Source organism: Ruminococcus sp. AM42-11 (genome assembly GCF_003480145.1).
GTDB classification, from domain to species: Bacteria; Bacillota; Clostridia; order Lachnospirales; family Lachnospiraceae; genus Blautia_A; species Blautia_A faecis.
This window is the reverse complement of record NZ_QUIO01000001.1, coordinates 50,962-63,582: the sequence shown is the minus strand read 5'-3', so window position 1 is coordinate 63,582 and position 12,621 is coordinate 50,962. Positions and strand designations below refer to the sequence as shown.

General features: G+C 44.3%; 10 protein-coding genes and 1 pseudogene. All 11 read left to right on the top strand.

Going from position 1 to position 12,621, the window contains the following annotated elements:
- The first annotated feature begins 11 nt into the window (after positions 1-11).
- The 11 genes and pseudogenes from DW904_RS00270 to DW904_RS00225 all read left to right on the top strand — a co-directional run bounded on the left by DW904_RS00270 (position 12) and on the right by DW904_RS00225 (position 12,607).
- On the top strand, positions 12-1,982 hold the full coding sequence (locus tag DW904_RS00270) for an ASKHA domain-containing protein (protein WP_118577586.1): 1,971 nt from the start codon (positions 12-14) through the stop codon (positions 1,980-1,982).
- 163 nt (positions 1,983-2,145) lie between these two features.
- Positions 2,146-2,682: a DUF2284 domain-containing protein gene (locus DW904_RS00265; protein ID WP_118577585.1), complete on the top strand. Its 537-nt coding sequence runs from the start codon at positions 2,146-2,148 to the stop codon at positions 2,680-2,682.
- 379 nt (positions 2,683-3,061) lie between these two features.
- Positions 3,062-3,841, top strand: a pseudogene (locus DW904_RS00260) (methyltetrahydrofolate cobalamin methyltransferase); the annotation flags it as partial.
- 54 nt (positions 3,842-3,895) lie between these two features.
- On the top strand, positions 3,896-4,114 hold the full coding sequence (locus DW904_RS24760; RefSeq protein WP_347561983.1) for a B12-binding domain-containing protein: 219 nt from the start codon (positions 3,896-3,898) through the stop codon (positions 4,112-4,114).
- Entirely contained in the window at positions 4,102-4,749 is a 648-nt protein-coding gene (locus tag DW904_RS24755; protein WP_347561966.1) for a cobalamin-dependent protein, read from the top strand. The genes DW904_RS24760 and DW904_RS24755 overlap by 13 nt, the downstream gene beginning before the upstream one ends.
- Positions 4,746-5,987 carry a trimethylamine corrinoid protein 2 gene (locus tag DW904_RS00250; protein ID WP_243110220.1) on the top strand — a complete coding sequence of 414 codons (1,242 nt, stop codon included), beginning with the start codon at positions 4,746-4,748 and terminating at the stop codon, positions 5,985-5,987. Before DW904_RS24755 ends, DW904_RS00250 begins: the two co-directional genes overlap by 4 nt.
- A 319-nt stretch (positions 5,988-6,306) precedes the next feature.
- Complete coding sequence (locus DW904_RS00245) at positions 6,307-7,674, top strand: hypothetical protein (RefSeq protein WP_118577584.1); 1,368 nt, start codon at positions 6,307-6,309, stop codon at positions 7,672-7,674.
- A 5-nt stretch (positions 7,675-7,679) separates the two neighbouring features.
- Positions 7,680-8,846 carry an aminotransferase class V-fold PLP-dependent enzyme gene (locus DW904_RS00240; protein WP_118577583.1) on the top strand — a complete coding sequence of 389 codons (1,167 nt, stop codon included), beginning with the start codon at positions 7,680-7,682 and terminating at the stop codon, positions 8,844-8,846.
- A gap of 53 nt (positions 8,847-8,899) precedes the next feature.
- Complete coding sequence (locus DW904_RS00235; protein ID WP_118577797.1) at positions 8,900-9,178, top strand: hypothetical protein; 279 nt, start codon at positions 8,900-8,902, stop codon at positions 9,176-9,178.
- Between the two features lie 77 nt (positions 9,179-9,255).
- On the top strand, positions 9,256-10,125 hold the full coding sequence (locus DW904_RS00230) for an AraC family transcriptional regulator (RefSeq protein ID WP_118577582.1): 870 nt from the start codon (positions 9,256-9,258) through the stop codon (positions 10,123-10,125).
- 115 nt (positions 10,126-10,240) lie between these two features.
- Positions 10,241-12,607: a TIM-barrel domain-containing protein gene (locus DW904_RS00225; protein ID WP_118577581.1), complete on the top strand. Its 2,367-nt coding sequence runs from the start codon at positions 10,241-10,243 to the stop codon at positions 12,605-12,607.
- Positions 12,608-12,621: the final 14 nt, after the last annotated feature.

The window sequence follows — 12,621 nt, the reverse complement described above, 5'->3', positions numbered from 1 at the left end:
GAGTTTGGGTTATGGCTAAGGTGTATTTTGTGAGGGAAGAGATTAGTATAGAGATTCCGGTTGGAACCAGCGTTCTGGAGGCGGAGATTCAGGCGGGGCTTGCGCCGGATGTGCCTTGCGGAGGGCAGGGAACCTGTGGGAAATGTCTGGTGAAGGTAGATGGAAAGCCTGTGTTGGCATGTCAGACGAAGGTGGAAAAGGACTGTCAGGTGGAGATTCCCGGGAAGAAAAATAGAGGTAAAATTTTGAGCGAAGGATTTTCCAGAAAGGTGAATTTCCAGCCAGAATTGCAGGTGAAAACAGTGTGGCTGGAGAAGCCGGAGACTGGGGAAAAAAAGTCAGAGTGGGAGCGGCTGGTGGAAGACGTATATGGAATCTCAGACAATAAAAGAACGTCAGATGTAGATTATGGGTGTATAAAAACAGATGTAAAACTTGCCGGAAGTCTCTATGAAAAACGAAGCTTCAATCCAGAGTGGCAAGTAGCCTATACAGATGAAGAAATCCTTGATTTAAGACCAATTGTTGGCGTCCATGAAGATTCTGTTCATGGAGTGAATAGTAGTGGTGAAAAAGGTGATGGGATTTTTACTGCGGCAATCGACCTTGGAACGACTACAATTGTGGGGTATCTTCTGGATGGTAGAACTGGGGAAAACTTGGCAGTAGAAAGTAGAATGAATCCTCAGATGCAGTATGGCGGAGACGTAATTCAAAGAGCCAATTATGCGCTGGAACATGGCACAGAAACGCTGAGCAAGTGCGTGCAGAAGACAATAAATAAAATACTGGAAAGTCTTATTGTAAAAACTCAAAAAGCTCCCAAAATAGCAAGTGGAAGGAAAAAAGTGAATGATCAAACTGTCAATGGCAAGACGAAAAGCGCTGAATGGATGCCTGGAGTGGAAGATATCTATCAGGTAAGTCTTGTTGGAAACACCTGTATGCACCACCTGTTTCTTGGAATTTACCCGGCTTCTTTGGCACATGCGCCATATACGCCTGCAATCAGTCAGTCCCTTACTTTGCGCGCAGCTGATTATGGTATTCACATCCACCCAAAAGGCCAGTTGCTCCTTCTTCCGAATATCGCCGGATACATAGGCGCAGACACCAGTGGCTGTCTTCTGGCTCTTCGACAGGATTTGAAGGATGAAATAACTTTAATGCTGGATATCGGAACTAACACAGAGATGATCCTTGGAAATAAATATGGCCTGGCAGCCTGCTCCGCGGCATCTGGCCCAGCCTTTGAAGGGGCGAAGATCCAGTGCGGAATGCGGGGGCTTCCGGGAGCTATTGATCATGTAAAATATGAAGATGGAAAATGGCAGTATACCACAATTGGCGGTGAGAAGCCTGTAGGCCTATGCGGTTCCGGGCTGATTGATCTGGTGGCAGAGCTTCTGCGTGCAGGTCTGTTAGAGAAAAATGGAATTCTTCACAGTGGGCAGGAAAGATCAGACACGTTTATGCTTGTGCCACCACAAGAAACTGTTTTTGCCCAATGTGAGCAGAATATGTCAGAGGATGCGCAAAGTGAGAAAACGGAGTGCCTACAGAGAAACGAAAAAAATGGGAGTGGGCAGTCGCGTTTTGAGAATGATTGCGGAGTCTATCTTACCCAGAAAGACATTGGCGAGGTTCAACTTGCCAAAGCAGCCATTGCCGCTGGAATCCAGCTTTTATTAAAGAAAAGAAGCATAGAAGAATCCCAGATCCAGACCGTGTATCTGGCAGGTGGATTCGGCAATTATATGAGTGCAGAAAACGCAGCCCGGATTGGGCTGATCCCGGAAAGCTTTGTGAAGAAAGTACAATGTGTGGGAAATATCGCCGGGGAAGGTGCTAAGATTGCATTGCTAAATAAGAATGAGCGTCACGAGATTGAAAATGCAGTGCGAAACATGGAATTTCTGGAACTGGCGGCCTGCCCGGAATTTCAGGATTGTTTCGTAGATGAGCTGGGATTTGAAAGGTAAAGAGATTTCCGTGTTTATTACAGGAAATTTTAGTGCTGATTTTATAAAAATAGAAGCAAGATAAAAAATAGAAACAAGATATAAAAATAGAAGACAGAGAATTATAAAATGTTTTTGCATATTGTTATCTGTGGATAATAATGATTAAAAAAGGATTAGAGACATGAATTTCAAAGACTTAAAACAACTATGCCTGTCCCACGGTTTCACCAACGTGGTACCCCTGGCCTGCGATACCATTGAACTAAAGCCAGAAGTACGCCAGATGTGCGCCTCCGATTCCTGTCACAAATACAACAAATGCTGGAGCTGTCCGCCCGGCTGCGGAACCCTGGAGGAATGCGAACAAAGAGTAAGAAAGTATAAACTTGGAATCTTGGTACAGACAGTGGGACAGCTGGAGGATTCCATGGATGGGGAAGGTATGATGCGCACAGAAGCTATGCACAAAGCCTCCTTTTACAGCTTGGAAAAAGATCTGCGGAAATTTTACCCGAATATGCTTCCAATGGGCGCAGGCTGCTGCACAAAATGCAAAACCTGTACCTGTCCGGACGCTCCCTGCCGCTTTCCTGACCAGGCCTTTTCCTCAATGGAAGCCTATGGAATGCTGGTCATGCAGGTTTGTCAGGCAAACCACCTTGACTATTATTATGGTCCTGGAAAGATTGCGTATACCAGCTGTTATTTATTAAAGTGAAACTGAGAAGATGAAATGCAGGTGGTTAGATATTTCGCAAAGAAAAGTTGTATATGTGTCAAGTGAAGGAGTGTAAGCACAAAGAAATGAAAGTTTATATAGTATTTTACGATGCTTTGCTCTGAAATCCTGCATATGCATTAAGCTGTGAAATTATTCACAGTAAGATAGTATAATCGAATGAGAAAATAACAGAAGAGGAATTTCCCTCAATTGATATAAAATGAATTTGTAAAAAGCAAGTCCTTTTAGCGGAGGACTTGCAGCGGAGAGAACGAAACTGTTACAGCTTGCGGAGAAGATTGTGACAGAAAATTACAAGTTACTGGTCACGAAGTGAACGGTAACAATTACAATTTCATATTGGAGGGAAAATGCCATGATTATTATTGGTGAGAAGCTGAACGGATCCATTCCGTCAGTTGCAAAAGCCATTGCTGAGAGGGATGCGGACCTGATCAGAGAAAGAGCCAGAATGCAGGCAGAAGCGGGAGCCACATTTCTGGACGTATGCGCCTCAGTAGAAGAGGCTGTAGAAGTAGAAACCTTGAAATGGATGATCGACCTTGTACAGGAAGTGACAGATACACCAATCTGTGTGGACAGTCCAAGTGCAAGATCCTGTGTGGCAGCCATTCCATTTTGTAAAAGACCGGGACTTATTAACTCTGTTTCCCTTGAAGGAGACAAAATTGACACGATTTTTCCAGTGATCGCAGACACAGACTGGGAGTGCGTAGCCCTTCTCTGCGATAACGATGGAATTCCGGATTCCGTAGAGCGTCGTATGAAAATTTTCTTCGGAATTATGGAAAAAGCGAAACAGTACGGCATTGCACCAAGCCGTTTACATATTGACCCACTGGTTGTAACCCTGGGAACAGACCAGACTGCGCTGACTGTATTTGCAGACTGCTGCAGAAGAATCAAATACGAATATCCGGAAATCCATATCACCAGTGGACTTTCCAACATTTCCTTCGGACTTCCGGTGAGAAAAAATATTAACCAGGCATTTATGGTTCTTGCTATGAATGCTGGTATGGATAGTGCCATCGTAGATCCGACCAACAAAAACATGATTGGTATGATCTATGCAACAAACGCACTTCTGGAGCGTGATGAATACTGCCTGCAGTATATTGATAAATTCGGAAACAAAGCATCCGAGGAAGCCGCTCAGCCGGCTCCTGCATCTCCGCTTGATGAGAAAATGCAGAAGGTTTTCAAATTAACCCAGGATGGAAAAAATAAAGAAATCGGACAGGCTGTCCAGGAGGCACTTGATGCAGGATGTGATCCAACTGCAATCCTCAACGACGCCATGATCGGCGCCATGGCAGTTGTTGGCGATAACTTTAAGAAAGAGATTATTTTTGTACCACAGATGCTGGCTGCAGCCAGAGCCATGAGGCTGGTGTGGAAGTACTGAAGCCATATCTTGCAACCGGAGAGGCCGGAAGCGCAGGAACCATCATTCTTGGAACGGTTGCCGGAGATCTTCATGACATTGGTAAAAATCTGGTTGGAATGATGTTCGAAAGTGCAGGCTTCGAAGTAATTGACCTTGGTGTTGATGTGCCGATCCAGACTTTTATTGATGAGGTAAATAAGCACAAAGAAGCAAGCATTGTAGCACTTTCCGCTCTTCTTACCACTACAATGCCGTCACTTCGTGACACAGTAGCGGCACTTCTTTCACAGCCATTCAGAAGCCGTATTAAGATTATGGTTGGCGGTGCGCCTATCAGCCAGGAATTTGCAGATGAGATCGGAGCAGACGCTTACACAGAGGATGCAGCTTCTGCGGCAGAGTGTGCAAAAAAATATGCGGAATCCGGATTCTGTGCAAAGGCAGCAGCCGGGGAATTTGACCAGGTTTCAGTAAAGGGCGAGGAAAGCGTAACTGCAGGTGCGGAAGACAAAGAGAAAAATATTGCGATGACTGATGCGCAGACAAAGTCAGAGCGGATGCAGAAGAAACTCCGGAAGATGATTCCTACGAAACATCCGAAACCAATGGTACCTGGGTACGCGGACCGCTTCATGAGGCACCTCATTTTGTGAAGGATAAAGTGGATCTGAGCAAAATTCAGCTTCCAAAACCTGGTGAAGGCTACAAAGTAAATATGGAAGCTGCCAAAGAGAAATTCCGCAACTACTGGGCGCATAAGAACACGGGAAGACCGCTTATGTGCGTAATCGCAAGAAGACCTGAGGTGGAGCAGTACTCCGACGGAACACCTGTAGAGGGCGGTTATCTGGATCAGATCTGTCAGGGAAAATACTATAATATGCCGGAAGAACTGAAGTGGAAAGATATGGAGGACAAATACCAGAACCCTCAGAGAATTGTTGACCGCTATCGTTACTTCTGCCAGACACATGCATTCCTTGGAGAGAGCTTTCCGAATCTGAATATTGATTTTGGACCAGGCTCACTTGCTTCTTATCTTGGTTCTGAAATTGGGTTTAAAGAAGATACAGTATGGTTTAACAAATGTCTGGACGGCTGGGACGGTGTGCCGAAGCTGACCTTTGATCCGGAGAATAAATGGTTTAAGAAACATCTTCAGCTTGCAAAGGATTGTCAGGCACTTGCCGGAGATGACTTCTATGTGGATATGCCGGATCTTATGGAAAACATTGATGTTCTTGCCTCTCTTCGCGGAGCGCAGGATATTCTGTTTGATCTTCTGGATGAGCCGGAAATGATCGGGGAAAGAATCCAGGAGGTAACGGACATTTATTATGAATATTATGACCGTTTTTATGATGTTATCAAAGATGAAGAAGGCGGAAATGCATACACCGTATTCCAGATCTGGGGACCAGGCAGAACGGTGAAGCTTCAGTGCGATTTCTCAGCAATGATGTCACCGGAAGATTTCCGTAAATATATCCAGCCGTCCTTACGCAGTCAGTCTGAAAATGTGGATCATGTACTTTATCATCTGGATGGTCCGGCTGCAATTAAGCACATGGATGCGCTTATGGAAATTGAGGGAATTGATGCTCTTCAGTGGACCAGCGGTGATGCCGGTCCGGACGGAACCCTTCCGGATTGGGATGTGATCTATGATAAAGCAATTGCAGCAGGCAAATCCATCTGGGTAAAGGTATATTCCGGTGAGTTTGAAGACTGGATCCGCAACGTAGACCGAATTGTAAATAAATACGGCTCCCACAGCCTTTTCCTTCTTTTCCCGGAAATGTCCATGGAGCAGGCTGCATATCTTCTTGATTATGCAGACCGCAACTGGAGCGATGTGAAGGGAACTTTTGTAGAGTCTCTGGGACGCTGAAACATATGCAGTCTTATTGATGGAAGTAACCCATATTCAAATTAAGTTTGTTTTGTTAACTCCATAATAAAAACCAAAAAGCGCCGGCAGGTAAATCTGTCGGCGCTTTGCGTTGTCTGTATGAGATATACAACGTGCAATAATTCATATAAAACTAATAGGAATAATTATAATGTTTGTGTAATTAGTACAAAAAACAATAAGAAAGTATAAAGTAACAGGAAGAAAATAGAAGAAAAAGTTTTTTTAAAAGATATAATTGAAATTAATACGCGGGGGAAACACAAAAATTGAATGGGGAAAAGAGGTATTTCAAACTATGAAACAGAAAGCTATGGATGTAAAACTTGTTGTAAGACCATTGATCGGTTGTCTGACACATACTCATTTCTGGGAGGGACCGTGCCGTGCCGGACGAAAAGAAGACATGACTGTAGAGGCAGAGACAAAGGTTGCTGATGAAACCTTCAAAAGCTCTGTAGAGGCCCTGAAGGACGTGATTAGCGAGGTTGAATTTAAAGAGGCATTGGATGTAAGATATAATGAATCCTTTGTTGTAGAAAAAGAAATGTTCGACAAGATCGGTGAAGATGTAGATGAAATTGACTGCTTCCTTTGCATGGGATGGAGAATTCCGAAGCTGGAACGCTACAGAAAACCGGTCATTATCTGGCAGAATGGAAATGAGGGCATTGATTTTGCAGCATATTGCCGCTCAATTGGTGTGGAAGCATACGTGGCAATGGATCTTCAGGATGTAAATGAAATCGCACATATTCTCTGGGTAAGAAAAGCAGTTCGCAATACAAGAGCACTTGTGCTGACCGCAGGTTCCCAGCCTACATTTGGAATTCAGAGCCTTATCCGTGATCCGGAGGTTCTTCGTCAGCGTTATGGATTTGAAGTGATCAAGCTTCCATTCACATCTATTTTCAAATATATGGATGAGATTACGGATGAAGAGGCAAAGCCAATTGCGGATAAGCTGATTGCTGGTTCTACAGATACTCAGGTAAATACCGACTGGTTTATTAATGACATTAAATATTATCTTGCAGCAAAGAAAATGATGGATATTTATGACTGCAATGCATTTTCCACAGCCTGTCATGAGCTTTGTACGACGGAAATTCCACAGAACCGTAAATTTACACCATGCATGTGTCATTCAATTATGAAGGATGAGGGAATTCCAAGTGGATGCGAGGAAGACTTGAATGCACTTATGGCAATGCTGATCATGCAATACGCTGCAAACCGTCCGGCCTTTATGGGAAATCCAAATCATGAGACAGATGAGCTGCTCAGGATCCATCATGCAGTTCCGGCCCTTTGTATGAACGGATACGGAACAAAACCGCTGGAATACAAGCTGTGGGCATTTACCGGACAGGGCTTCGGCGGTAAGCTTCAGGTTGATTTTACACAGAACGAAGACGATTATATTACACTTGGTCGTTTCAATCCGGCAGGTGATACCATGTGCATTAAGAAAGGAAAAGTAATCCGTTCGGAATATGCCGAGACCTATTGCAGCCCGTATTACTATATCCAGATGGATGATGCAAGGGAGTTTATGCACAATCTGGCTGGCTTTGGACATCATCAGGTTCTGATTTTTGGTGATTATACCAGGCTGATCAAAAAAATTGCAAAGGTTATGGATTTCAATATCCTGGAAGGATGAGTTAGATGATCTATCTGAACAATGCGGCCACTTCCTGGCCCAAGCCTTCCTCTGTATGTGAAGCTGTACAGGCGTGTCTTATGGACACGCCTGCTTCGCAATTCCGGGGAGGAAGCGATATATTAAAAAAAGATGCAGAAGAGCTGTGCAGGGAGAAGCTTGGAAAGCTTTTAAATATCAGTGACTATCATCGGATTTTTTTTACCTCAGGCGCAACGGAGAGTATGAATACATTGCTTTGCGGCCTGAATTTCGGGGAAGAAGGTCAGGCTGTTCTTGCAACACAGACAGAGCATAACAGTGTACTTCGGCCGCTGATGAATCAGACAGTGAAAGACACACATCCTGTATGGATCGTTCCCTGTGGGAAAGATGGGGCAATAACAGAACAGGCTCTTGAGAATACATTGAAGAAAGCAACAAAAACAACTGGAAAAAAGCCATCTGCCATGATCATCAATCATTGCTCCAATGTGACCGGATATATACAGGATATGAAAATGGCAGCTGATTTTGCCAGAAAAAACAACCTGCTTTTAATTACAGACATTTCCCAGAGTGCAGGATGTATTCCTGTGGATATAGATGGCTGGAATGCAGATGCCGTTGTTTTTACAGGGCACAAAAGTCTTCTTGGAATCCAGGGAACAGGCGGGTTTTATATCAGAGAGGGCATTTCCCTGAAACCATTAAAATACGGAGGTACAGGGCGAAACAGTCAGCAGCTCACCTATGAAAATGGTGATTACGAATATGAAGTGGGAACACAGAATATTCCGGGAATTACAGGGCTTCTTGCAGGGACTGAGTATATACTCCAAACAGGGCTGGACTGGATACAGAAAAAAGAAGAAATGCTTATGGAGCTATTGTATGAGGGACTGAAAAAAATAGATGGCATTCAAATTTACGGCAGTCCAAAAGGGCGCAGAGGGCCTGTTTTGAGTATGAATTTCGATGGCTTAAAGGCTTCTGATGCAGCTTATATACTGGAAAGCGGATATGGGATCACAGTCCGCGCTGGACTGCACTGCTCGCCGCTGATCCATCAGGCAATGGGGACAGAAAACGGTGGAACTGTGAGAGTCAGCATCTCCTGGTTTACCGGGGAAAAAGATATTCAGGCTTTTCTGACAGCTGCCGGACAGATTGCAGCTTCCTTAAAAAGGTAGCTGAATCTGATGAAATCGTGTGGAAAAATTATCTGAAGGGAACAAAAGTGAAAATGAAAATTCTTGGGAAACAGCCTTCAAGGGAGAAATGCGCAGAATCCGGATGGTTTGCAACGGATTATCTGCTGGATCAGCCAATAGACAGAGAGTTTATACTGAGTCTGAAACCTCTTGGAAGCTTTGTATATCTGGATATGCTTAAAGAGCCTTTTTTCAAAATAGAAAGTGATTATTATATGATAAAAGGTGTCCAGGGAAAGGATTATTTCAGAATCGCAGTTCACGGAAAGCATGAGGAAGAACTGGAAAAACTGGAAAGATTTCTGGGATAAGGAGTCCGGAAGGGAGATTGCAGGTCAGCAGGAATTCTGCTATACTGTGCATATGACACAGCTACAGGAGGCAGAAGATGAAACTGGAACGTGACAGCATTCCTCTTGATAAGGAGTTTCCTTTTCAGATATCAGAGGTAGAATTAAATCAGGCTAACAGCCGCCCGGGAACCTGGCACTGGCATAGTTATTTTGAGATCACCTGGGTTCTGGAAGGCAAGGGGAATTATTTTGTCAACGGCCAGGAATACACAATGGAGAAGGATGATATTATCATTTTTAACAATGTGGAGCCTCATGGATGGAAGCTGCTTGGCGGTAATATGAAGCTTCTGGTAATGATTTTTTCTCCGGAATTTGTAGCTGAGAAGATCAGTGTGTTTGATGCAGAATATCTGAAGCCGTTTGTGGAGCGAGGAAGTAATTTCAAGAACAGAGTTGGGCGGGAAGAGAAGGTAAATGAGGAAATCCGGATCAGTATCCGCGAAATCCACCAGGAGTGGAATGAGCGTAAAGAGGGCTATCCGCTGATGATCAAGGCTAATGTTCTTCGAATCCTTACCATGCTGATCCGCGCATATCAGGATGAGACCAAGTCAGGGGAAATGCTTAAGGAAAAGAAAAACGCAATGAAACGCCTTGAGCAGGCTTTCACATACATAAATGATCATTACTGTGAGAAGATCACCCTGGAGGAAGTGGCAGCCTCTGTTTATATGAGCTCCAATTATTTTTCCTCCTATTTTCGCAGGGTGGCCAATATCAGCTTCAGCGATTACGTAACACGGCTGCGGGTTAACAGGGCGCGTGAAATGCTTCGGGAAAACGGGGCGAATGTAACGGAAATTGCCATGGAATGCGGTTTTAATAATATTTCAAATTTTTACAGATTGTACAAAAAACATATGGGAAAAACTCCTGGAGATGAGAAGAGTAAAAATAATTAAAATTCAGGAGCGGATATGACATAGACCGATCAAAGGCTGGCATGTTAGGATGAAAGTAGGAAAGTTTGTCCTGATATGGCGGCCTTTTTAACCGAATCAAGGAGGAAAAGAAAAAATGATAAAAACGGAAAGCTATGTGCAGGAAGCAGCCGGGGGAATGGTTTATCGTCTTATTCCAGTGACAGAGGAAATTATCCGCTGCGTGATCGGAAAAGAAGAGATCAGAGAACCGGAGTCGCTTATAATTGAAAAAAAGGATTATCCTGAAGTTGCTTTTGAAGCAGAAGAAAAAGAAGGCAGGCTGAATGTAAGAACAAAAAAGGTTCTGGTTTCTTTAAATCTGTCTGAGGGATGTGTGGAATGGAAGCATGCGGATGGCAGCAAATGGTGCACCCAGAATAAGGCAGATCTGACGAAAATTGATGTGGTACGTTACACGACCGGTGGAGAGAAGCCGATTATCAATCGCGTGAAAACTGTAGATGGAGAGCGTAATTTTATTCAAAATCTGAAGCCGGAAAAGGTACGCGAGGGCTATCGCGCCAGAGTTTTCTTTGACTGGAATGAGGAGGAAGAGATTCACGGCCTTGGACAGGCTGAGGAGGGAATTTATAATTACCGCGGTCATAATCAGTATCTCTACCAGCATAATATGAGAATTCCCATGCCTCTTTTTGTTTCCACAGAAGGATATGGAATCCTGTTTGACTGCTGTTCTCTTATGACCTTTAACGATGAGGGGCGGGAGTCCTACCTGTTCCTGGATACAGTGGAGCAGATTGATTATTACTTTATGGGCGGCGGCTCTATGGATGGAATTATCCGCGATTATCGTTATCTGACGGGAAAAGCGCAGATGCTGCCGAAGTGGGCTTACGGATATATTCAGTCAAAGGAGCAGTATTATACAGCGAAAGAGCTGGAGGAAATCGTCCGTCATTACAGAGAACTTAATGTTCCGCTGGACTGTGTGGTCCAGGACTGGAACACCTGGGATCCGGGAAACTGGGGCGAGAAAATTCTGGATCAGTCCCGTTATGGGGATAACAAGGAATGTATGAACCGGATCCATGAAATGCATGCACACACCATGGTTTCCGTATGGCCAAATATGAATGCCGGCGGTAAAAATCACCAGGAATTTTTCGATGCAGGTTATCTGCTTTATGATTACGCAACTTATGATGCATTTAATGAAAAGGCCAGGGAAATGTACTGGAAGCAGGCAAAAGAAGGATTGTTTGACCAGGGCTTTGATTCCTGGTGGTGTGATTCCACAGAACCTTTTTCCGGTCCTGACTGGGGCGGCGCAGTAAAAAGAGAGCCCTGGGAGCGCTTTTTGATGGTTGGAGGCGAGCATAAGAAATATCTGGATCCGGCTGTGGCAAATGTTTTTGCGCTGGAGCATGCAAAGGGAATTTACGAAAATCAGAGAAAAGACCGTGAGGATATGCGTGTATTAAATCTTACACGTTCCGGTTATGCTTCCGGACAGAAATATGCAGCCATGTTGTGGTCCGGGGATACCTGTGCTGACTGGGAAAACCTGAAGATCCAGATTGTGGAAGGCCTGAATATGGGACTGAGTGGTTATCCGTACTGGACTCTGGATATCGGAGCATTTTTCACTGTGGCAGATAAATGGCAGAATCGCGGCTGCGGATGTAATACAGATCCTGAGCCTAAATGGTTCTGGCAGGGGAAATATAATGAGGGAGTGAAGGATAAGGGATACTGTGAGCTTTACACCAGATGGCTGCAGATGGGCACTTTTCTCCCTATGTTCCGTTCTCATGGAACAGACACACCAAGGGAAATCTGGAATTTCGGGGAAAAGGGAACCATGTTCTACGACGCCATTGAGAAGTTTATTAAGCTGAGGTATCATCTGATGCCGTATATTTATTCCCTTGCAGGGGCTGTGCATTTTGAGGATTATACCATTATGCGAAGTCTGCTGTTTGATTTTCCAGAAGACAGGGAAGCCAGAAAGGTGGAAAATGAGTTTATGTTTGGTCCGTCCCTGCTTGTTTGTGCAGTCACAGAGCCCATGTATTATGGACCTGAGAGTACGCCTGTTGACCGTGAAAAAACATGGAAGTGTTATCTTCCGGCAGGAACCGGCTGGTATGATTACTGGACAAATGAAAAATATAAGGGCGGCCAGTATGTAACAGTGGAAGCACCTATCGACAGGATTCCGGTTTTTGTAAAAGCAGGAGCGGTAATCCCTGTTGCAGACGGGCTGGTTTATGCTCAGCAGGAGCCCAAAAAGCCGATTCAGCTTATGGTTTATCCTGGGGCAGATGGTGAGTTTGTACTGTATGAGGATGAAGGAAATAATTACAATTTTGAAAATGGCGCGTATGCAATTACAAAGCTTGTATGGGATGAAAGCGCCGGCAGGCTGAACATTGGAGAAAGAGAAGGAAGTTTCCCGGGAATGAGGGAAGCAGTGTACCAGACTGTGATTGTAAAATAATCGGGGGGTTTATA